Source organism: Streptomyces sp. CC208A, assembly GCF_030010625.1.
In the GTDB taxonomy this organism is placed as follows: domain Bacteria; phylum Actinomycetota; class Actinomycetes; order Streptomycetales; family Streptomycetaceae; genus Streptomyces.
Window position 1 is genome coordinate 17509 of record NZ_JASCXN010000004.1, and the last position, 22020, is coordinate 39528.

Annotated in this window: 18 protein-coding genes, 1 tRNA gene and 1 riboswitch; of the genes, 5 read left to right on the forward strand and 14 right to left on the reverse strand. The window is 72.0% G+C overall.

Annotation, left to right across the window (positions count from 1 at the left end):
* The first annotated feature begins 76 nt into the window (after positions 1-76).
* Positions 77-1297 (forward strand): acetyl-CoA C-acetyltransferase, encoded by a 1221-nt coding sequence (locus QK442_RS06220; protein ID WP_282692818.1) that lies wholly within the window; start codon positions 77-79, stop codon positions 1295-1297.
* A 354-nt stretch (positions 1298-1651) separates the two neighbouring features.
* Positions 1652-2488: a hypothetical protein gene (locus QK442_RS06225; protein ID WP_282692819.1), complete on the forward strand. Its 837-nt coding sequence runs from the start codon at positions 1652-1654 to the stop codon at positions 2486-2488.
* Positions 2489-2502: 14 nt separating this feature from the next.
* Here the strand turns inward: QK442_RS06225 and QK442_RS06230 are convergent, their stop codons facing one another.
* The 3 genes from QK442_RS06230 to QK442_RS06240 form a co-directional block, all read right to left on the reverse strand.
* Positions 2503-2832 (reverse strand): hypothetical protein, encoded by a 330-nt coding sequence (locus QK442_RS06230; protein ID WP_282692820.1) that lies wholly within the window; start codon positions 2830-2832, stop codon positions 2503-2505.
* An 80-nt stretch (positions 2833-2912) separates the two neighbouring features.
* Entirely contained in the window at positions 2913-3815 is a 903-nt protein-coding gene (locus tag QK442_RS06235; RefSeq protein WP_282692821.1) for a Bax inhibitor-1/YccA family protein, read from the reverse strand.
* A gap of 180 nt (positions 3816-3995) precedes the next feature.
* A tRNA-Leu gene (locus QK442_RS06240) sits at positions 3996-4081 on the reverse strand.
* Positions 4082-4540: 459 nt separating this feature from the next.
* On the opposite strand from QK442_RS06240, the gene QK442_RS06245 reads away from it, so the two are divergent.
* Together QK442_RS06245 and QK442_RS06250 are read left to right on the forward strand one after the other, a co-directional pair.
* Positions 4541-5311 carry an ABC transporter ATP-binding protein gene (locus QK442_RS06245; protein WP_282692822.1) on the forward strand — a complete coding sequence of 257 codons (771 nt, stop codon included), beginning with the start codon at positions 4541-4543 and terminating at the stop codon, positions 5309-5311.
* Between the two features lie 162 nt (positions 5312-5473).
* Positions 5474-8005, forward strand: coding sequence for an FtsX-like permease family protein (locus QK442_RS06250; protein ID WP_282692823.1), 2532 nt, complete (start codon positions 5474-5476; stop codon positions 8003-8005).
* A 54-nt stretch (positions 8006-8059) separates the two neighbouring features.
* On the opposite strand, the gene QK442_RS06255 is transcribed toward QK442_RS06250, so the two are convergent.
* From QK442_RS06255 to QK442_RS06295, 9 genes are all read right to left on the reverse strand, one after another.
* Positions 8060-9352, reverse strand: coding sequence for a cyclopropane-fatty-acyl-phospholipid synthase family protein (locus tag QK442_RS06255; RefSeq protein ID WP_282692824.1), 1293 nt, complete (start codon positions 9350-9352; stop codon positions 8060-8062).
* A gap of 173 nt (positions 9353-9525) precedes the next feature.
* Entirely contained in the window at positions 9526-10914 is a 1389-nt protein-coding gene (locus QK442_RS06260) for an NAD(P)/FAD-dependent oxidoreductase (RefSeq protein ID WP_282692825.1), read from the reverse strand.
* A gap of 370 nt (positions 10915-11284) precedes the next feature.
* The gene (locus tag QK442_RS06265; protein ID WP_282692826.1) at positions 11285-12199 is read right to left on the reverse strand and encodes a Ppx/GppA phosphatase family protein; all 915 of its coding nucleotides are present in this window, start codon (positions 12197-12199) and stop codon (positions 11285-11287) included.
* Complete coding sequence (locus QK442_RS06270) at positions 12196-12798, reverse strand: DUF501 domain-containing protein (protein WP_282692827.1); 603 nt, start codon at positions 12796-12798, stop codon at positions 12196-12198. Before QK442_RS06270 ends, QK442_RS06265 begins: the two co-directional genes overlap by 4 nt.
* A 22-nt stretch (positions 12799-12820) precedes the next feature.
* Complete coding sequence (locus QK442_RS06275) at positions 12821-13291, reverse strand: septum formation initiator family protein (RefSeq protein ID WP_282692828.1); 471 nt, start codon at positions 13289-13291, stop codon at positions 12821-12823.
* Between the two features lie 93 nt (positions 13292-13384).
* Positions 13385-14671 (reverse strand): phosphopyruvate hydratase, encoded by a 1287-nt coding sequence (gene eno / locus QK442_RS06280; RefSeq protein ID WP_282692829.1) that lies wholly within the window; start codon positions 14669-14671, stop codon positions 13385-13387.
* 321 nt (positions 14672-14992) lie between these two features.
* The gene (locus QK442_RS06285; protein ID WP_282692830.1) at positions 14993-15715 is read right to left on the reverse strand and encodes a transglycosylase family protein; all 723 of its coding nucleotides are present in this window, start codon (positions 15713-15715) and stop codon (positions 14993-14995) included.
* 4 nt (positions 15716-15719) lie between these two features.
* A riboswitch (cyclic di-AMP (ydaO/yuaA leader) is annotated at positions 15720-15896 on the reverse strand.
* Positions 15897-16160: 264 nt separating this feature from the next.
* Positions 16161-17288 (reverse strand): transglycosylase family protein, encoded by a 1128-nt coding sequence (locus tag QK442_RS06290; RefSeq protein WP_282692831.1) that lies wholly within the window; start codon positions 17286-17288, stop codon positions 16161-16163.
* A 142-nt stretch (positions 17289-17430) separates the two neighbouring features.
* Positions 17431-18717: a cytochrome P450 gene (locus QK442_RS06295; protein ID WP_282693113.1), complete on the reverse strand. Its 1287-nt coding sequence runs from the start codon at positions 18715-18717 to the stop codon at positions 17431-17433.
* Between the two features lie 122 nt (positions 18718-18839).
* Between QK442_RS06295 and QK442_RS06300 the strand changes: the two genes are divergently transcribed.
* Positions 18840-20051 carry a globin domain-containing protein gene (locus QK442_RS06300; RefSeq protein ID WP_282692832.1) on the forward strand — a complete coding sequence of 404 codons (1212 nt, stop codon included), beginning with the start codon at positions 18840-18842 and terminating at the stop codon, positions 20049-20051.
* A gap of 201 nt (positions 20052-20252) precedes the next feature.
* Here the strand turns inward: QK442_RS06300 and QK442_RS06305 are convergent, their stop codons facing one another.
* Together QK442_RS06305 and QK442_RS06310 are read right to left on the reverse strand one after the other, a co-directional pair.
* Positions 20253-21212 carry a nucleoside triphosphate pyrophosphohydrolase gene (locus QK442_RS06305; RefSeq protein WP_282692833.1) on the reverse strand — a complete coding sequence of 320 codons (960 nt, stop codon included), beginning with the start codon at positions 21210-21212 and terminating at the stop codon, positions 20253-20255.
* Positions 21213-21299: 87 nt separating this feature from the next.
* Entirely contained in the window at positions 21300-21989 is a 690-nt protein-coding gene (locus QK442_RS06310) for a SurA N-terminal domain-containing protein (RefSeq protein WP_282692834.1), read from the reverse strand.
* Positions 21990-22020 lie beyond the last annotated feature (31 nt).

The following is a 22020-nucleotide window of genomic DNA, read 5'->3' on the forward strand; positions in this document are numbered from 1 at the left end:
ATCCCGATGACCCCGTGCGGTACGTACAGGTAACTTCCCCTTGAGTCCGACCGCCCACCAGCCCCCTGGAGCCGTGATGCCCGAAGCCGTGATCGTCTCGACCGCCCGTTCCCCCATCGGCCGGGCCTTCAAGGGCTCCCTGAAGGACCTGCGCCCCGACGACCTCACGGCCACGATCATCCAGGCCGCGCTGGCCAAGGTCCCCGAGCTGGACCCGCGCGACATCGACGACCTGATGCTGGGCTGCGGCCTGCCGGGCGGCGAGCAGGGCAACAACCTGGGCCGGATCGTCGCCGTGCAGATGGGCATGGACCACCTCCCCGGCTGCACCGTCACCCGCTACTGCTCCTCCTCGCTGCAGACCTCCCGCATGGCCCTGCACGCGATCAAGGCGGGCGAGGGCGACGTCTTCATCTCGGCCGGTGTCGAGATGGTGTCCCGCTTCGTGAAGGGCAACTCGGACTCGCTGCCGGACACGCACAACCCGTTCTTCGCCGAGGCCGAGGCCCGTACCGCCGAGGTCGCCGCCTCCGAGGGCTCCACCTGGCACGACCCGCGCGAGGACGGCCTCGTCCCCGACGCGTACATCGCCATGGGCCAGACCGCGGAGAACCTGGCCCGCTGGAAGGGCGTCACCCGCGAGGAGATGGACGAGTTCGGCGTCCGCTCGCAGAACCTCGCCGAGCAGGCCATCAAGAACGGCTTCTGGGAGCGCGAGATCACCCCGGTGACCCTCCCGGACGGCACGGTCGTCTCCAAGGACGACGGCCCGCGCGCCGGCGTCACCCTGGAGGGCGTCTCCGGCCTCAAGCCGGTCTTCCGCCCCGACGGCCTGGTCACCGCCGGCAACTGCTGCCCGCTGAACGACGGCGCCGCCGCGCTCGTCATCATGTCCGACACCAAGGCGCGCGAGCTCGGCCTGACCCCGCTGGCCCGGATCGTCTCCACCGGCGTCTCCGGCCTCTCCCCCGAGATCATGGGCCTCGGCCCGGTCGAGGCGTCGAAGCAGGCCCTCCAGCGGGCCGGCCTCACCACGGGCGACATCGACCTGGTCGAGATCAACGAGGCCTTCGCCGCGCAGGTCATCCCCTCCTACCGGGACCTCGGCTTCGACCTCGACAAGGTGAACGTCAACGGCGGCGCCATCGCCGTCGGCCACCCCTTCGGCATGACCGGCGCCCGCATCACCGGCACCCTCATCAACAGCCTCCAGTTCCACGACAAGCAGTTCGGCCTGGAGACGATGTGCGTGGGCGGCGGCCAGGGCATGGCGATGGTCATCGAGCGGCTGAGCTGAGCCGCAGCGGAGGGTAGGGGTCATCCGAGGAACGAGGGTGACATCTGCCCGCGGCGGAGGCGAAGCTCAGCGCGACCAGAGAAGCGAGCGGCTGAGCCAAAGCCCCCGGGCCGGGCCCGGTCTCCATCCGCCGAGCGCGTCAACCGCCCCGCGTCCGAGCCGTGACCGAATCTCCCCCAGGATGTGACATACATCCCGGGGGAGATCGTTTTCGCAGGTCAGAGCGGTTCCGGGACTAAACACCCGGACGAAATACCTGTCCGTTTCGTGACGTAATGCACTGACAGGGGGTCCCGCCCCACGACAAGCTGATGTAGGAAGTCGGGGGATCGACTCGAAACCGGGAGTACGTCAGTGAGCGCCATGTCTCTTGCCCTGCTGCTGACCACGGCCACCGCCACGGCCGTGGGCGCTGCTGCCCTGCACCACGTGCGGGGTCTCCGCAAGGAGGTCACCGCCCTGCGCACCGAGCTGGCCGCCGGTCACGGCGTGACGGTCCCCGCGGCCCGCACCACGCCCGCCGCCGAGATACGGGCCGCGGTCGCGGACGCGCTGGCCGAGGAGCGGGAGCGCGAGCTCGCCGAGGCGCGGGCCTTCTGGGCCGCGCAGGAGGCCCGGGACGCGGCCGACGCGCCCTCCGCCCTCCTCGGCGGCGCGGCGGGCGAGGAGACCGGCGGTCTCTTCGTGCCGCGCCAGACGGACTTCGTGGGCCTGGAGGCGATGGCGCTGGAGGCCATGGAGGCCGAGGCGGCCGCCCTGGACGACGTCCTCGACCCGGCGGACGACTTCCCCGAGTACCCGGAGGACTCCCCCGAGCTGGCCGCCGCCCGCCGCCGGCACCCCTCGCACCCGGACTTCGTGCCGGTGCAGACCCCGGTGGTCACGGACCACGAGCGCACGGTGGCGCGCCTGGAGGAGCTGGCCGACACGGCCACGGCCCTCACCGACGTCCGGCCCGGCCCGCTCGGCACCCTCGACGTGTACGTCTTCGCCGACGGCACCACGCTCTGCATGACCCCCGGCCACCGCGAGACCGCGGAGCGCCTCGCGGAGGCCCTCCGCGACGGCCACGCCCCGGTCCTCCTGGGCGGCTCCGGCGTCTCCGGCGCCTTCGCCCTGACCTTCTCCTACGGCGACACCGACGAGGAGAACGTCTACATCCTCGCCGACCGCGTGATCGCGTCGCTGTAAGAACCCCGAAGGGGTCACAGCCCCGAGCGCTCCTGCGCCTCCCGCACCAGCCTCACGGCCTCGTCCAGCTCCTGTTCCCGGGAGCCTGCCGGGGCCGTTCTCAGGATCTCGGCCAGGTCGTTGCCGGCGACGGCGAGCTGGTCGGCGACGGTGAAGACGCCCGCGTCGGGGAGGATCCGGGGCTCACGCCCGGGATCCTCGGCGCGCTGCGCGCGTACCGCGAGCTCGCGTGCCAGGGCCAGGCCCTCGGCGGCGGCGCCCCGCTGGAGGCGGCTCTGCGGGGCGGCCCGCAGCCGGTCGGCGAAGCGTTCCACGGCGGCGGTCAGGTCACTCGTATCCAGCACGCGGCCGACCCTACCCGGGACGCGGAAGGGCCCGCCCGGCGGATGCCGGACGGGCCCTTCCCCCTGGTTCAGGAGGTGCGTCAGTCGTCGCCCTGGAGGATCGACAGCAGGCGCAGCATCTCCAGGTAGATCCACACGAGGGTCATGGTGAGACCGAAGGCGGCCAGCCAGGCCTCCTCGCGCGGCGCGCCGTAGGTCACGCCGTCCTCGACCTGCTTGAAGTCGAGGGCGAGGAAGCAGGCGCCCAGGATGACGCCGATGACACCGAAGAGGATGCCGAGGCCGCCGCTGCGGAAGCCGAGGCCGTCACCGCCGGCGAAGACCGAGAACAGCAGGTTGACCACCATGAGCAGCATGAAGCCCATGGCCGCGGCCATCACGAAGCCGGTGAAGCGCCGGTTGACCCGGATCCAGCCCATCTTGTAGGCGGTCAGCACACCGGCGAAGACCGCCATCGTGCCGAGGACCGCCTGGATGACCACGCCGTCGGCGATGTACGTCGAGACGGCGGCGGAGATCACACCGAGGAAGACGCCCTCGAAGGCCGCGTAGGCCAGGATCAGCGCCGGCGACGGCTTGCGCTTGAAGGACTGCACGAGCGACAGGACCAGCGCGACCAGGAAGGCGCCGATCGCGATGCCGTACGACTTGTTGATGTTCGCGGGGTCGACCGGCAGCAGCAGCCAGGACAGGACGGCGGTGAGCACGACCGTGCCGAGCGTCATGGCCGTACGGCTCACGACGTCGTCGATCGTCATCACGTTGCCGCGCACCTGCTGCGGGGCGCCCGTCTGGACGTCCTGCGGCGCGTAGGGGTTGGTGGCGTACGGGTTGGTGGCACCCTCGGCGTACGGGTTACCGGTCGCGTACGGGTTCGTCCCGACGGCGGGGCCCCCGGCCTGCGGCTGCTGCGCGTTGGCGCCCGCATAGCCGTTGTCGCGGCTGAACCCCCGTCGCGAGAAGACCGGGTTGCTGCTCCTCATCTCACTCCTCCATGGACGGCCGCACGGCGCAGCCTCGCGTCAAGAGTAATAGGTAGGCAAAAGAAACTCTCTAGTGCCCGGGGAGGATCTTTATAACGGTCGGGTGCGGGGAGGGCGCGGTCACGCGGGGGTGAGGAGGGGCGGTTCCGCCGGGCCGCAGGCGTCTCCTGGGGCCCGGGGTGGTGCCCGGAACCGGACTTGAACCGGTACGGCCCGAAGGCCAGCGAGGTTTAAGCTCGCCGTGTCTGCTATTCCACCATCCGGGCTTGCCGCGAAGCTCCGCGTTGGCACAGGAGCCTATCGGGGCGCTTCCCTCGTTCAGCGGAACGAGCGACCGATGTTGTCTTATTTTATTGAGGCCTGAGGGTGCGTCAGTGCAGGTGGGCGCGGTTTTGGCGAACTGTGACAGGGCTCGCGGGCGCAAAGCCGTCACCCCCGGATTGACCAGATCTCGCCGCATCTGTGTCACGTCCGGCGTCGGGGTCGCCGTCATACCTGAGGAGTAGTCGAGGGGGGCGGGGTCCGACCCGAGAGGGCCCCGGGAACGGGCACGTGGAAGGACGACCGGGGCGCGGACGTTCGAAACGATGGAGGGGTTCCCGGGACGCCCCGGGTGACCGGTCGGCCGCCGATGCCTCGCGGGTCCACCACGGATCCCCCGCTGGTCCGCCGCCGGTCCTTCGCCGATCCACCGTCGTTGCCACCGTCGTGACAGGAGCCCCCTCGTGACCACCATCCCCACCGTGCCCCGCACCACCGCGGTGGCCGCCCGCGCCACGGAGCTCACGAAGGTCTACGGGGCGGGCGAGACCCAGGTGGTCGCGCTCGACCGGGTCAGCGTGGACTTCCGGCAGGGCGAGTTCACCGCGATCATGGGCCCCTCCGGTTCCGGCAAGTCGACGCTCATGCACTGCGTCGCCGGACTCGACTCCTTCTCCTCCGGCTCGGTCCGGATCGGCGACACCGAGCTGTCCACCCTCAAGGACCGGCAGCTCACCCAGCTCCGCCGGGACAAGATCGGCTTCATCTTCCAGGCGTTCAACCTGCTGCCGACCCTGACCGCCCTGGAGAACATCACGCTCCCCATGGACATCGCGGGGCGCAGGCCCGACCAGCGGTGGGTGCAGCAGGTCATCGACATGCTCGGTCTCTCCGGCCGGCTCAAGCACCGCCCCACCGAGCTCTCCGGCGGCCAGCAGCAGCGTGTCGCCGTCGCCCGTGCCCTCGCCTCCCGGCCGGAGATCATCTTCGGCGACGAGCCCACCGGAAACCTGGACTCGCGCTCCGGCGCCGAGGTCCTCGGCTTCCTCCGCAACTCGGTCCGCGAACTCGGCCAGACCGTCGTCATGGTCACCCACGACCCCGTCGCCGCCTCCTACGCCGACCGTGTGATCTTCCTGGCCGACGGCCGGATCGTCGACGAGATGCTGCGCCCCTCCGCCGACGGCGTCCTCGACCGCATGAAGGCCTTCGACGCCAAGGGCCGTACGAGCTGACGGCGCGCCCGCGCCCCCTCGCCCGCCTCCAGGGGCTCCGGCCCCGGGCCCCCGCGCCGACCGACGCTCCGGCCCTGCCTCAGGGTGCCGGGTCCGGGCCCCGCCCCCACCTCGGGGCCGCGCCCGCACCGGCCCCGCCCGACTTCCTCCAGGACCCCATTCATGTTCCGTACCGCCCTGCGCAACGTCCTCGCGCACAAGGCGCGGCTGCTGATGACCGTGCTCGCCGTGATGCTCGGCGTCGCGTTCGTCTCCGGCACCCTCGTCTTCACCGACACCCTCTCCCAGGCCTTCCGCGACCAGTCCGCGAAGAGCTACGACGACGTGGCCGTCGCCGTCAGCCTGCGGCCGTCCCCGGAGGAGGCCGCCAAGAACCCCGGCCTCTCCCAGGCGGCCGTCGACAAGGTCGCGAAGCTCGACGGCGTCACCGGCGTCCAGCCCCGCGTCGACGGCTTCGCCGGCGTGCCGGACGAGAACGGCAAGCTGATCGGCTTCGGCTGGGCCAACAAGGGCACCAACTTCGCCCCCGGCCCCGACGGCAAGGACCCCGCCCTCGCCTTCACCGCCGGACGCGGCCCCGCCGGGGCCGGGCAGATCGCCCTCGACAAGGCCACCGCCGACGAGGGCGGCTACCGGGTCGGCGACCGGGTCCGCGTCGCCACCAACGGGCCGGTGAAGGAGTACGTCCTCTCCGGCGTCTTCACCACCGAGGACGGCGCCGTCAACGCGGGCGGCAGCCTCGTCGTCTTCGACGCCCCGGTCGCCCAGAAGCTGTATCTGAAGCCGGGGTACTACTCCGACCTGAACGTGGCCGCCGCCTCCGGCACCGACGCCGACAAGCTCCTCGACGAGGTCCTGAAGGTCGTCCCGAAGGCCGCCACCGCCCAGACCGGCCAGGCCCTCGCCGACCAGCAGGCCCGTGACATCGAGGCCGGGCTCGGCGCCCTCAACCAGACGCTGCTCGGCTTCGCCGGCATCGCGCTCTTCGTCGGCGTCTTCCTGATCTCCAACACCTTCACCATGCTGGTCGCCCAGCGCACCAAGGAGCTGGCCCTGATGCGCGCGGTCGGTGCCGCGCGCAAGCAGATCACCCGCTCCGTCCTCACCGAGGCCGCCCTCGTCGGCCTGGTCGCCTCCGCCGTCGGGTACGTCCTCGGCATCGGGCTCGCCGTGGGCCTGCGCGGCTTCATGAGCGTCTTCGAGATGAAGGTCCCGGACGGCGAGCTGGTCCTCGGCGCCACCCCGGTCCTCGCCGCCTTCGCCGTCGGCGTCCTCATCACCATGCTGGCCGCCTGGCTGCCCGGCCGCCGCGCGGCGAAGATCCCGCCGGTCGCCGCCATGAACAGCGTCCACGCCACCCCGAACGCCAAGTCGCTCGTCGTGCGGAACGCGATCGGCGCCGCCGTCACCGCGATCGGCGCCGTCCTGATCGTGCTCGGCGCGAACACCGGCGGCGACGAGGGCCGCATGACCATCGCGGGCGGCGCCTTCGCCACCCTCATCGGCGTCATCGTCCTCATCCCGTTCCTGTCCCGGCCCGTGATCGCCCTGATCCGCCCCTTCTTCGTGAAGGCCTTCGGGATCTCCGGCAAGCTCGCCGGCCTCAACGCGGTCCGCAACCCGCGCCGCACCGGCGCCACCGCCTCCGCGCTCGCCATCGGCCTCACCCTGGTCACCGGCCTCACCGTGATCGGCGTCAGCGCCGGGCAGGCCATCGACAAGATGACGGTGGACGGGATCAAGGCCGACTACATGGTCACGATGGCCAGCGGCGAGAGCCTGTCGAAGGAGGCCCTGACGGCCCTGGAGAAGGCCCCGGGCGTCACCGCGGTCTCCCCGGACCAGGCCGGCGCCCTCGACCTCAAGGGGAAGTTCGCCTCCGCCTCCGGCGTCACCCCCGGCGACATCGAGAGGGTCCTCAAGGTCGAGGTCGTGAACGGGTCACTGGCCACCCTCGCCGACGGGCAGATCGCCGTCGCGGAGAAGACCGCCACCAAGCACGGCCTGAAGGTCGGCGCCTCCGTCCCGGTCGAGTACCTGGACAAGAAGAAGGGGACGCTGACCGTCGGCGCGGTCTACAAGGACAGCGAGTTCCTCTCCCCCGTCCTCATCGACGCCAAGCTCCTCGACGCCCACGACCCGCAGAAGTACATCCCGCGGATCTTCGTCTCCACCGACGGCGGCCCCAGCGACACCCACGAGCGGGCGCTCGCCAAGGCCATGGGCGACAACCCGGCCATCACCGTCCTCGACAAGAAGGACATCCGCGACACCTTCGGCGGGCAGATCAACCTGCTCCTGAACATCATGTACGGCCTGCTCGCGATGGCCCTGATCATCGCCGTCCTCGGTGTCGTCAACACCCTCGCGATGTCCGTCTTCGAGCGGCAGCAGGAGATCGGCATGATCCGGGCGATCGGTCTCGACCGGCGCCGGGTGAAGCGGATGGTCCGTCTGGAGGCCGTGGTCATCTCGGTCTTCGGCGCGGTCGTCGGCATCGGCCTCGGCACCTTCCTCGCCTGGGCCCTCGGCAAGACCTTCGAGGACGGCCTGCCCGGCTACGGCCTGGTGCTGCCGTGGGAGCGGATCGGGGTCTTCCTGGTCCTGGCCGCCCTGGTCGGCGTCCTCGCCTCGCTCTGGCCGGCCCGCAGCGCCGCCAAGCTGAACATGCTCACCGCCATCAAGGCCGAGTAGAGCTGCTGAAGAGGGGGGCCGGTGTTCCGGGACGGAACACCGGCCCCTTTCCCTCTACTCCGTCCACTCCCGGGTGCGCAGCGGCAGTCCGCTCGTCCCCGACGGCGGTGTCTTCACCGCCAGGAACTGGTTCACCCCGATCCGGTTGCGCTCGAAGGAGACCGCCGAGGCCGCCATGTAGAGCCGCCAGATGCGGGCCCTGGCCGGGGAGCTGAGCCGGACCGCCCGGCCCCACTCCTCCTCCAGGTTCGCCACCCACCGGCGGAGCGTCAGGGCGTAGTGCTCGCGGAGCGCCTCCACGTCCCGGACCTCGAAGCCGGCGTCCTCCAGGGTCGTCAGGGTGCGGCCCATGGGGGCGAGTTCGCCGTCGGGGAAGACGTACGCGTCGATGAAGGCGTCCACCCGGTACGCCTCCTCGTCGGGCTCCGGGCGGCGCGAGATCTGGTGGTTCAGGAGCCGGCCGCCGGGCTTCAGGAGGCCGTACAGGATGTCGGCGTACTCCCGGTACTTCACGGCGCCGACGTGCTCGGCCATGCCGATGGAGGAGATCGCGTCGAACGGGCCGTCGGGGACGTCCCGGTAGTCCTGGACGCGGATCTCGATCCGGTCGGTCAGGCCCTCCTCGGCGATCCGCTTGCGGGCGAAGGCGGCCTGTTCGCGGGAGAGGGTGATGCCGACGACCCGGGCGCCGTACTCGCGGGCCGCGTGGATCGCCATCGAGCCCCAGCCGCAGCCCACGTCGAGCAGCCGGTCGCCCTCCTTCAGGGCCAGTTTGCGGGCGACGAGGTCGAGTTTGGCCCGCTGGGCCTCCTCCAGGGTGCCGCCGTCCGTCCAGTAGGCGCACGAGTAGACCATCGACGGGCCGAGCACCAGCGCGTAGAAGTCGTTGCCCACGTCGTAGTGGTGACTGATCGCCTGCTTGTCGCGGCGCCTGCTGTGCCGGCCTCCGCTGCGGCCGCGGGCCTCCTCGGCCGGCGGCGGCGGGGGCGGCAGCGGCCGGGCGAGCCGCAGCAGGGTCCCGGCGGCGGCCCGCACCCGCGGGTCGCGTACGGAGGCGAGCAGGCCCCGGGTCTCCTCGCCGCGCTCCCAGACGATCCCGGAGAGCCGGTCGAGCGCCTCGTACAGGTCCCCCTCGACGTCGATCTCGCCGGCCACCCAGGCGCGGGCCAGGCCCAGTTCGCCGGGCTTCCAGACCATCCGGCGCAGCGCCCTGCGGTCCCGGACGACGAGGACGGGGCCCTCCGCCGGTCCCGTTTCGCTGCCGTCCCAGGCGCGCAGGCGCACCGGGAGGGGACTTCCCAGCAGATCCTCGGCGAGAGTCGCGAGCCGCGTCGCGGCGTCGGCCATGGTGAAACACCTCCGTGGTCCTTGCCCCAGACTTGTCCGTCACCAAGGGAACACCGTCGGTGGGGGTTTCCCATCCCGCCGCGACGCAAGGACTCGGCAAAGCGTGCCGAGAACACGCCGAAGGGCCGCCCGCACCACGGATGACGGACGGCCCTTCGGTACTGCCGGGGGTGTTACGACGCCTTGGCCTTCTCCGGGGCCGGCGCGGCGGCCGCGGCGGGAGCCGGGGCGGGCTTGGCGGCCTCGTAGAACTCCTCGCGCGGCGTCTCCATGGCGCCGAGCGAGACGACCTCGCGCTTGAGGAACATGCCGAGGGTCCAGTCGGCGAAGACGCGGATCTTGCGGTTGAAGGTCGGCATCGCCATGCCGTGGTAGCCACGGTGCATGTACCAGGCGAGACGGCCCTTGAGCTTGATCTTCATCTTGCCCATGACGATCATGGCGACGCCCTTGTGCAGACCGAGTCCGGCCACCGCGCCCTTGTTGGCGTGGCTGTACTCCTTCTGCGGGAAGCCGCGCATGCCCGACACCACGTTGTCGCCGAGGACCTTGGCCTGGCGCAGGGCGTGCTGGGCGTTCGGCGGGCACCAGGCGTTCGGGTTGCCGGCGCGGCGGCCGACCATGTCCGGGACCTGGGCGTTGTCGCCCGCGGCCCAGACGTAGTCCATGCCGTTGACCTGGAGCTTCTCGTTGCAGTCCACGTGGCCGCGGGGGCCGAGCGGCAGACCGAAGCGGGCGAGCGCCGGGTTGGGCTTGACGCCGGCGGTCCACACGATGGTGTTGGAGTCGACCTCTAGGCCGTTCTTGAGCACGACGTGGCCGTCCACGCAGGAGTCCATGGAGGTCTCCAGGTAGATCTCGATGCCGCGGCTCTCCAGGTGCTCCTTGCCGTACTGGCCGAGCTTGGGGCCCACCTCGGGGAGGATCTTGTCGGCCGCGTCGACCAGGACGAAGCGCATGTCCTCGCGCGAGACGTTCTTGTAGTACTTCGCGGCGTCGCGGGCCATGTCCTCGACCTCGCCGATCGTCTCGGCGCCGGCGAAGCCACCGCCGACGAAGACGAAGGTCAGGGCCTTGCGGCGGACCTCCTCGTCGGTGGTCGAGTCGGCCTTGTCGAGCTGTTCGAGGACGTGGTTGCGCAGGCCGATGGCCTCCTCGATGCCCTTCATGCCGATGCCCTGCTCGGCGAGGCCGGGGATCGGGAAGGTGCGGGAGACGGCACCCATCGAGATGACCAGGTAGTCGAAGGGCAGCTCGTACGCCTCGCCGACGAGCGGCGCGATCGTGGCGACCTTGCGGTCCTGGTCGATGGTGGTGACCCGGCCGGTGAGCACCTCGGCTCCGCGCACGACGCGCCGCAGCGGGACGACGACGTGGCGCGGCGAGATGCTGCCGGCGGCGGCTTCGGGGAGGAAGGGCTGGTACGTCATGTACGACCGCGGGTCGACGACCGTGACGGTCGCCTCGGCGTAACGCATCTTCTTGAGGATGCGCCGCGCGGCGTACAGGCCAACGTACCCGCCGCCTACGATGAGGATCCTGGGACGCTCCGTGGTGCTCATGGCATCGAGTATCCACCCACCCCGAGGAGTGACCTCGTGCGCCCCTTCACAAGGTTCCCGGGGCACTCTGCTACACTCCGCCGCCCACGTGATCCATGTCATGGTCGTGCAAAGGAACCGGAGTGCAGTGGTGAACGTTGTTCACCCCTACTGAACTGGCCTGGAGAGCCCCCGTTAACGCGGAAGCAAGAGGCGCGTTCACACGATGGAAACTTCGAGCGAAGTGGCCTCCGCGCCTGCGAAAGGACCCTGGAGACCCCCTCGGGAGCCCCAAAGACCTCCCTCCGGGGCCACCAGGGCCCTTTTCCTTGTGAAGAACTTCACGAAGCTTTTCCGACAGGCTGTCGCCGGGTGCCTCGATAGCTGCCCGCTATGCCACGGATAGGGCGATCCCATCGAGGATGTCGTGCTCGCTGACGACGACCTCGGCGGCTCCGACCCGCTCGACGATCTCCTGGAGGACCAGCGCGCCGGCCACGATCACGTCCACCCGGCCGGGGTGGATAACGGGCATCGCGGCCCGCTCCTCGTGGGTGGAGGCGAGCAGCCGGCTTGTGACCTCGGCGACCTGGGCGGCGGAGATCCGGGAGTGGTGCACCTTCTCGGAGTCGTACTCCGGCAGCCCGAGGGCGAGGGCGGCGACGGTGGTGACCGAGCCGGCCAGGCCGACGAGGGTGTCGGCCGTGGTGATCGGCACGGTCCCGGCGGCGAGGTCGAGGGCGGCGCGGACGTCGGCGCGGATCGCCTCGGCCTCCTCGGCGGTCGGCGGGTCGTGCCGGACGTGCCGCTCGGTGAGCCGGACGCAGCCGATGTCGACGGAGCGGGCGGCCTCGACCTCGCGGCGGCCGGTGACGAACTCGGTCGAGCCGCCGCCGATGTCGACGACGAGGTACGTCTCCGAGCCGGGCAGCTCGCCGGTGGCGCCGGCGAAGGAGAACGCGGCCTCCTGGTCGCCGGTGATCACCTCGGGCTCGACGCCCAGGATCTCCACGACCCCGTCGACGAAGTCCTGCCGGTTCTCGGCGTCGCGGGAGGCGGAGGTGGCGACGAAGCGGAGCTTCTTGACGCCGAGCTCCTCGATGACGGCGGCGTACTCGCGGCAGGCGGCGAAGGTCCGCTCCAGCGCCTCGGGGGCGAGCCGGCCGGTCTTGTCGACGCCCTGCCCGAGCCGGACGATCGTCATCCGCCGGTCCAGCTCGGTCAGCTCCCCGGTCTCCGGGTGCACGTCGGCGACGAGGAGGCGGATGGAGTTCGTACCGCAGTCGATTCCGGCGACCCGGGTCACGAGGCGTCCCCCTCGTCGACGGGCTTGAAGGCGAAGTGGCCGTCCTCGCCGCCCTCGACCGTCCAGCCGTCCTCCTCCTTCGGAGGCGCGACGGAGACGCACGGGCCCTTCGCCCACCACTCCGGGAGCATGGCCAGGGCCTCGTCGCCGAAGGGGTTGACGCCGGGGCCGGCGGCGAGGGAGTGGCCGACGAGGACGTGGAGGCACTTGACCCGGTCGGGCATGCCGCCGGCGCTGGGGAAGCCCTCCAGGACCTCGATGGCGTCGCGGCGCGCGATGTAGTCCTCGTGCGCGGCGCGGTAGGCGGCGGCGAGCTCGGGGTCGGTGGCGAGCCGGGCCTGCATCTCCTTCATGACCCCGTTGGCCTCCAGGGTGCCGATGGCCGAGGCCGCCCGGGGGCAGGTGAGGTAGTACGTGGTCGGGAAGGGGGTGCCGTCGGGCAGCCGGGGCGCGGTCTCGACGACGTCCGGGTTGCCGCAGGGGCAGCGGTGCGCGATGGCGCGCAGGCCGCGGGGCGGCCGGCCGAGCTGCGCCTCGAAGGCGGCGACGTCCGCCTCGGTGGGCTCGGTGCGTTCGGTCTGCGGAGGGGGCGTTTCCATCGTGGATCCTGAGTCGGGTCGGTCAGCGGCGGTCGGCGTTGTCCACGCCGTCCCAGAGGTTGTCGTACCAGGGCCGGTCGGCCGCGCCCTGCTCGGCGCGGGGGCGGTCGGCCGCCCCGGGGTCGGTCACGGTGAAGCCGGTCTCGCCGGGCAGCACGTAGTGGAGGTGTTCGCGGGCGAGGCGGCGTACGTAGGCGGGGTCCTGGAGCCGGGCCTTCTCGTCCCGCAGCTCCTCGACCCGCCGGGCGGCCTCGGCGGCCTTGCGCTCCTGGTCGGCGATCTCGCCCTGCTGGGAGACGTAGCTCCTTATGGGGTAGGCGAGGGCGACGACGAGGGAGCAGACGACGAGGGCGAGGAAGGCGGCGCGGCCGGTGAGCCGGGAGCGCCGCGCCTGGCGGCGGGTCTGGGAGCGGTAGACGCGGGCCGCGGTCTGCTCGCCGAGCAGCCTGATCCGGGTCGCGGTGGAGAACCGGTCCCCGTTCTTCACGGCCATGTCGTCCCGCCTCCCCTGTTCATACGTACGTCCCCGCACACGGTACGGGACCGGGTGCGGGGACGTACGGAGGCTGCCCTGCCGGGCCGGATGTCAGCCCTTGAAGCGCGGGAAGGCGCTGCGGCCGGCGTAGACCGCGGCGTCGTCGAGGATCTCCTCGATGCGCAGCAGCTGGTTGTACTTGGCGACGCGCTCGGAGCGGGCCGGGGCGCCGGTCTTGATCTGGCCGCAGTTGGTGGCGACGGCGAGGTCGGCGATGGTGACGTCCTCGGTCTCGCCGGAGCGGTGGGACATCATGCACTTGAAGCCGTTGCGCTGGGCGAGCTCGACGGCGTCGAGGGTCTCGGTCAGCGAGCCGATCTGGTTGACCTTGACCAGGAGGGCGTTGGCGGACTTCTCCTCGATGCCGCGGGCCAGGCGCTCGGGGTTGGTGACGAAGAGGTCGTCGCCGACGAGCTGGACCTTGTCGCCGAGCTTCTCGGTGATGATCTTCCAGCCGTCCCAGTCGTCCTCGAACAGCGGGTCCTCGATGGAGACGAGCGGGTACGCGGAGACGAGCTCCTCGTAGTACTCCGTCATCTCGGCGGCGGAGCGCTCCTTGCCCTCGAAGAGGTAGGCGCCGTCCTTGTAGAACTCGGAGGCGGCGCAGTCGAGGGCGAGGGCGACGTCCTTGCCGGGGACGTAACCGGCCTGCTTGATGGCCTCCAGGATGAGGTCGAGCGCCTCGCGGTTGGAGCCGAGGTTCGGGGCGAAGCCGCCCTCGTCACCGAGGCCGGTGGACAGGCCCTTGGTCTTCAGGACGCCCTTGAGGGTGTGGTAGACCTCGGTGCCCCAGCGCAGGGCCTCGGAGAAGGACTCGGCGCCGATCGGCGCGATCATGAACTCCTGGATGTCCACGTTGGAGTCGGCGTGCGAGCCGCCGTTCAGGATGTTCATCATCGGAACGGGCAGCAGGTGCGCGTTCGGGCCGCCGAGGTAGCGGAAGAGGGGGAGGTCGCTGGCCTCGGAGGCGGCGTGCGCGACGGCGAGGGAGACGCCGAGGATGGCGTTGGCGCCGAGCGAGGACTTGTCCGGGGTGGCGTCCAGGTCGAACATGGCCTGGTCGATCAGGCGCTGCTCGGTGGCGTCGTAGCCGACGAGCTCCGGGCCGATCTGCTCGATGACGGCGAGGACGGCCTTCTCGACGCCCTTGCCGAGGTAGCGGTTCTGGTCACCGTCGCGGAGCTCGAGGGCCTCGAACGCACCGGTGGAGGCACCGGACGGGACGGCAGCACGGCCGGTGCTGCCGTCGTCGAGGCCGACCTCGACCTCGACCGTGGGGTTGCCTCGGGAGTCCAGGATTTCCCGGGCTACGACGACGTCGATGGACGGCACGAGCATCTCCTTCTGGGATGTGACGCTAGGTGTGACGCATGGGTCGCAAGGTCTCGTTCGCCTTGCGACAAGAGCCTAACCGGCTCCGGCGCTCCGGCCAGCCGACCGCCCGTCCCCTGGGACGAAAAAGGGCCCAAGGATACGCATCAGGGGACGAAAGCCCTCGGGTTCTGTCGAAGATCTCCTGAGATCCCCCGCGATCTACTGAGCGGTAACGGCGGAGCCCCGGTCCGGAGCCACGGGGGAAGGGGGCTCGGGACCGGGGTGGTCACCGCGGGAGGGTCGCCGGGTACCGGTGAGCCGCCGGACTCACCGGGACCGCGGGGGTCACTTCAGGTGGAGCTGCTGACCCGGGTAGATCAGGTCGGCGTCCTCGACGACGTCCTTGTTCAGCTCGAAGAGCTTCTCCCAGCCGCCCTCGACGCCGTGCGCCTGGGCGATCTTGCTGAGGGTGTCGCCGGCGACGACCTCGTACTCGCCGTCGCCCTTGGCGACCTTCTTGCCGGTCGGGGTGGTGACGGTCTTCTTGGCGGCCTTCGGGGCGGCCTGGGTGGCGGGCTTCGGGGCCTGGCGCTGCTCGCTGCGGGTGGCCGGGCGCTCGGCGGAGCGCTCGGGGGCGGCCTGCCGGGTGCTCTGCTGCTGCGGAGCGGCCTCGGCGGCGGCGCCGCCGTCGTAGGAGGCGCGCGAGAGGCCCACGCCGCAGCTCGGCCACGCGCCCTTGCCCTGGCCCGCGAGGACCTTCTCGGCGATGGCGATCTGCTGGGACTTGCTGGCCTGGTTGGCGGTGGGGGCGTAGGCGGTGCCGCCGTACGCGGCCCAGGTGGAGGCCGAGAACTGGAGGCCGCCGTAGTAGCCGTTGCCGGTGTTGATGGACCAGTTGCCACCGGACTCGCACTGGGCGACGCGGTCCCACTCGGAGGCGGTGGCGGCCGAGGCGGTGCCGGCGGCCATCAGCGGAGCGGCGACGGCCGCACCGGTGACGCCGACGAGGGCGACGACGCGGCTGGCCTTGGAGGGACGACGACGCTTGCCCGTGCCGGAGAACAGCATGGAGTTTCCTCTTCACCGACGCCTGTGAGGTGAGCTGTCGGGTTCGGGCTTGAAGAGTCGCCCGGCCGCGCGTCCTTGCACGCGGCTTCACCCCTAGCCGGTCGAGCGGCCGTCCTCGACGGACGGCCGGGACCGGCACGAACCTTGGGTCCCCCACTCCTGCCTGCGGCGCTTTCGCGACGACAGTTCCCGGCGGCCGACGGCAGGACTCGGCGTTTCGGTCGACGGGGCCCGCGGTGGCGAGCGGTGAAGACCGTAGACACACACCTGCGCGAAGTTCAAAGAGGCTTACGACGGACAAAACACCCGTACTTGCACTCCGTCAGCCCTCGTTTGCGCAGGTGAGGGCTGACGGAAGCAAACTTTCCGGACGGGACACGCCAGTTGGGACGAAGAGACCCATGTCTCACTTTCCCAAAATCGGACATATACCCCTGAAGCGGCCTCACTTCTCCGTCGGAGTGGCCGTCAGTTCGAGGCTCTGACCAGGGAGGATGAGATCCGGGTCGGCCCCGACCGTCTGACGGTTGGCGTCATAGAGGGCGTCCCACCCGCCGGGAAGATCGTTCTCCTGCGCGATCTCCGACAGACTGTCACCGGGCCGCACGGTGTAGGCGCCACTTCCGTCCGCCTTGGCGGGGGTTGAGGCGACCTTGCCCTCTGCTGCGGCATGACGACCGGTTTCCTTGGAACTGTCCGTTACGCCGCTTTCCTCCGGCGCGGCCTCGCCACGGTGCTTGCCCGTCCCGGGCGTGGCCGACGTCACGTCAGACCCGTCCGTACCGGGGGTCACGGGGGTGGTGGGCGCCACGGGGCTCACGGGGGTGCCCGTGGAGGCGTCGGGGGTGCCCGTGGAGGCGTCTGGGGTGCCGGGGGTGCCGGGGGTGGTGTCCGGGGTGCTCGGGGCGCCCGGGGTGACCGTCCCGGTGGGGGCGGGCGTCGTCGGCGCGGCGGGAGTGGTGGGCGTGGCGGGCGCGGTGGTGGTCGCCGCTCCCCCGGTCACCCTCTCCTCCTTCTCGGCCCGCTCCGTGACCGCGGAGGCGGACGGGGCCGAGGGGGTCGCCCGGGTCTCCTCGGCGGCTTCCGGCGCGCCGGCGCCCGTGCTCGCGCTCGTACCCGAGGTGCGGTCGGACTCCGGCGCCACTCCGCCCTCGTCCTCCTGCTGCACGGCCGGGCCCGGCTGGACGCCCGGCGCCACGCCGTCGTTCTTCAGGCCCGCGATGGGGGCGCAGGTGGCCCAGTCCGTGCTGCCGGCGGCGAGCGCCTTGTCGGCGACGGTGATCTGCTGGGCGCGGCTGGCGAGGTCGGGGCTGGGGGCGTACGCGAGCCCGCCGTGCCGCTCCCACGCCTCCTGCGTCATCTGGAGGCCGCCGTACATGCCGTTGCCGAAGTGGGCGCTCCACTGGCCGCCGGACTCGCAGGCGGCGACCCGGTCCCAGGTGGCCGCGTCGGCGGCGGAGGCGGAACCGGCGGCGAGCAGCGGCAGCGCCATGGCGGAGCCGGTCACTCCGGCGGTGACGACGATCGCGGGTGCCTGGCGGGGTCGACGGTGTCGTCCGTTTCCGGAAAGCATCTCGGGGCCTTTCGCGTGACGGCGGGGACGGCGGGGACGGCCGAGGCGGGGCCGAACATGGGCGCGAACGTAGCCGCATTCGAACGTCCATCACAAGTCGATGGCACCGCGATCACGTAAAGATCACATTCCTGACGCGACGTCACCCGGTATGCAGGGGTGCGGAAGGGGTGAACTCCACTGGAAGCGTGCGCAATCCCCTCATGATGAGCCCGCCGCGCCACCGCAGTTCGTCCGGATCGACGCCAAGTCGCAGGTCCGGCAGGCGGGTCAGGAGGGTGGCGAGCGCGGTCTGCCCCTCCAGGCGGGCGAGCGGCGCGCCCAGGCAGTAGTGGATGCCGTGCCCGTACCCGAGGTGCTGGTTGTCCTTCCGGGCGAGGTCGAGGGTGTCGGGGGACCCGAACCGCGCCGGGTCGCGGTCGGCCGCCGCGAGCACGACGAGGACCGGGTCGCCGGCCGGGACGGCCTGCCCGCCGATGGTGAGGTCGGTGGTCGCGTACCGCCAGGTCGCCAGCTCGACCGGCCCGTCGTACCGCAGCAGTTCCTCGACGCCGGTCTCCAGGAGCCCGGTCTCGCCGGCGGCCAACGACGCCTGGAGCCGGGCCCGTTGCTCGGGGTTCCGCAGCAGGGCGTAGGTGCCGTTGCCGATGAGGTTGATGGTGGTCTCGAAACCGGCGAACAGGAGTACGAAGCACATGGCGACGGCCTCGGCCTCGGTGAGGTGGTCGCCGTGGTCGGAGGCGCGGATGAGCCCGGAGATGAGGTCGTCCGCCCCGTCCTGCCGCAGGCCTTCCCGCTTCCGGTGGATCAGTTCCGCCAGATACCCCCGGATCTTCTTCACCGACCGCGCCACCCCGCCGCGCGGCCCGCCGCCGTGCCGGATCATCATCCCGGCCCAGTCCCGGAAGTCGTCCTGGTCCTCGGCGGGCACGCCGAGCATGTCGCAGATGGCGTAGATGGGCAGCGGGAAGGCGAACTCGTGGATGAGGTCGGCGCTCCCCCGCTCCGCGAAGGAGTCGATGAGCCGGTCCGTCAGCTCCTGCACGCGCGGCGCGAAGGCGGCGACCCGGCGCGGGGTGAACGCCTTCGACACGAGCCGCCGCAGCCGGGTGTGGTCCGGCGGGTCGATGTTGAGGAGGTGGGTCATGAGCCCGGCGCTGCGCTCGCCGGGGATGCCGGTCTTGCCCGGCTCGGCGTGGTGCGCCGGATTCTTGGAGAGCCGCTGGTCGGCGAGGGCCTGCCGGGCGTCCGCGTACCGCGTGACGAGCCACGCGTCGACGCCGCTGGGCAGCGTGGTCCGGTGCACGGGCGCGTGCTCCCGCAGCCAGGCGTACGCCGGGTACGGATCGCTCGCGAACTCCCACCCGAACAGCTCGGGCACGGGACGGGAGCCCGGAGCCGCACCAGGAGAATCAGGCGTACCGGGCACAGGGGAGGGTCCTTCGCTCACTCCCCGACCGTACAGTCCGCCCCTCGGAAGGCTTTCGGCGGACCTGACGTGGTCACCGCCCGGTGACCGCGCCGTAACGGCGCGTGCCCTACATTTCCCGCGTGGATCTCGCCTTGCTCAGAAGCACGTTCGCGGTCGTCGAGAGACGGGCCGAACACGCCGTCACGTATTTCTACTCGCACCTCTTCTGGCGCAACCCCGGCGTGCGCGAGCTCTTCCCGGCCGACATGGCCCCGCAGCGCGACCGCCTGTTCGCCGCGCTCGCCCACGTGGTGACCGGTCTCGACGACCCCGGGCTCCCCGCGTACCTGGGGCGGCTCGGCCGCGACCACCGCAAGTTCCTCGCGACGCCCGCCCTGTACGCGGCGGTCGGCGAGAGCCTGCTCGCCGCGTTCGCGCACACGGCGGGCGCGGTGTGGACGGTCGAGGCGGAGAAGGCCTGGTCGGAGGCGTACGGGGTGGTCGCGGAGCTGATGCTGCGGGGCGCGGAGGAGTCCGCGGCGGCCGGGGAGCCCGCCTGGTGGGACGCGGACGTCGTCGGGCACGAGCGGCACGGCGGGGACCTGGCCGTCCTGACCCTCCGACCCCGGAGGCCGTACCCCTTCCTCCCCGGCCAGTACGCCGGTGTCAGCTCGCTCCGGGTGCCGCGGGTGTGGCGTACGTACTCGCTCGGCAACGCCCCGCGCGAGGACGGCACCCTGGACCTGCACGTGAGCCGGATCCGCGGCGGGGCGATGAGCACGGCCCTGGTGGAGGAGGTCCGGCCGGGCGAGACGCTGCGGCTGAGCGCGGCGGGAGGGGCGGCGACCTCGCACACGGCGCCGGGCGGGCTCCGTACGTACGTCTGCGCCGGTACGGGCTGGGCGCCGGTCAAGGCCCTCCTGGAGGAGGCGGCCGCGTGCGACCCGGGGGCGGAGGGCCGGATCTTCATGGTGGCCCGCTCGCGGGAGTACCTGTACGGGCGGGAGGACCTGGACCGGCTGGCCGCGCGGCTCCCCGGCCTGAGCGTCACCCCCATCACCTCGGCCCCCCGCCACCCCCGCGACCAGGCGACCGAACGCCTCCTCACCGCGCTGCGGTCCTGCGGCCGCTGGCCGGACCACGACGTCTACCTGGCGGGCCCACCCGGCTTCCTGACCGAGGTCACCGAGGTCCTGACCGAACTGGGCACGGACCCGTCCCGCCTCCACCACGACGCCCTCCCCCCGGCCGGCCGCTTCGCCGCCCGCCCGTCCTCCCGCGCCGAATGGCTCCTGCACCGCCCCGCGGTCCACTGGCACGACCCGGCGGCGAGGGCGCCGCGCGAGGACTAGGCTCCGCGTCTCTCCCGGCGCCGCCGGAGCGCGTCCCGCAGGAGCACCCCCACGGTGGCGACGGCCAGAGCGCCGGAGACCCCCGCTGCCAGGGGGCGTACCCACTGCTCGCCGCCGTCCAGACGAAGGAGATCAGGGGGAGTGCCAGCCAGCCGGCCCCCAAGTCGCGCTCCCGCCAGGCCCCGTCCTCCCCCGTCCCGCTCACAGCCCCTCCGCCGCCCGGATCGCGTCCCGGTACGCGCGGGCCGCCGCGCGGAGGGCCGCCTCCGGGTCGACGCCCTCGGACTCGGCGCGGGCCGCGAGGGCCAGCAGGTCGTAGCCGATGCCGTGGCCCTTCGGGAGGGGCACGTCGAGGCCCGCCGTGCGGACGCGGCTCGCGAGCTTCGCGGCGAGCGCGAGGCCCGGCTGCCCGACCGGCACGCCGTCGGTCACGGACTCCCGCCCCTTCTCGACGGCCTTGGCGCGCAGCCAGTGGGCGCGGACGTCCTCGGGGGTCTCGGCGGTCTCGTCGCCGAAGATGTGCGGGTGGCGCTGGATCAGCTTCTCGACGAGGGTGCCGGCCACGTCGTCGACGGAGAACGGCTCCTCGGCGTCCTCCTCGGCGATCCGCGCGTGGAAGACGACCTGGAGGAGGACGTCCCCCAGCTCCTCACGCAGCTCGTGCCGGTCGCCGGCCTCGATCGCCTCGACGAGCTCGTACGCCTCCTCGATGGCGTACTTGGCGAGCCCCTGGTGCGTCTGGAGCGAGGACCAGGGGCACTGGCGCCGGATGACGTCCATGACCTGGACGAGGTCGAGGAGCCGGGCGCCGGGGAGGTCGTACGAGCCGGGCAGCAGCTCCAGGTCGGGCATGGCGGTGCGGCCGGACCCGGCGAGCCGCGCGAGCCCGTCGGTGAGGGCGCGGTCGCCCTCGCCGGAGGGCAGGACGAGCACGGTACGGCCTCCGGCGCAGGCGGCGACCAGCTCCTCCGCGGCGGGCCGGGCGTGCTCGACGGCGACGCCCGCCTCCCGCAGGTACGGCAGCTGGGGGTGGTGCTCGTCCGGGCAGAGGACCCGGTCGGCGCTCCGCAGCGCCTGCCAGGCGGGCCAGGACAGCAGCCCGGGCGCCACCCGGTGGCTGGCGGTGAGCAGAACGACGCGGCCGGGATTCTCGGAAGTCACCCTCCGAACCTACCTCGGGCGCGGGCACGGGCCGGGGGCGGTTCGCACGCCCCCTCCGGCCTGGGCGCCCCGGCCCTGCGCGCGGCCTCAGCCCGGAAGCTGTTCCGCCCCCTGGTCCTGGGTGACCCGCAGCAACCAGGGCGTCGTCCCGGTGCCCGCGTCGAGCTGGACCTTGGCGTCGTCCCAGGCGCCGTAGCGGGGGTTCACGTCGATGTCGAGGGACTTCGACGCGGCGGCGAAGAGTTCCTGGAGCTTCTGCTGGCCCTCGGGGGTCTCGGTGATGCCCAGCTTATCGATGATCTTCGTCATGAGGACGTTGCGGCGGACGACGTCGTCGATCTGGCCGGGGGCGACGCCCTGCTGCTGGAGGAGGACGGCCTCCAGGCGCTCCTCGCCGCCGTTCTCGCGGACGAAGGCCGCGCGGGTCTCCTGGAGCTCGGCGCGGCTCGCGGTGACGCCCTGCTCGTCGGCGACCTTCGCGAGGATCCGGTCGAAGATCATGCCGTTGAGCTTCTGCCGGCCGAGATCGCCGGTCGCGGCGATCATCTGGGCGGACTGCGGGGACGTGGCCTGCGCGTCCCGGGCCGCCTTGACCTGGGCCTGGAGGCTGGAGACGTCGATCCGCTCGCCTCCGACGACGGCCGCGGCCCCTGGGTGGGCCTCGCCGCCGCACGCGGTGAGCAGGGGGGCCGCGGCGAGGAGCGCGGCGGAGAGCGCAAGCGCGGTGCGGCGGCGTGCGGGGCTGTCGTGGCGGCGGGCGCGGTCGCGGCGGTGCAAAGGAGCCTCCCGGGCTGGTCGTGCGTCAGTT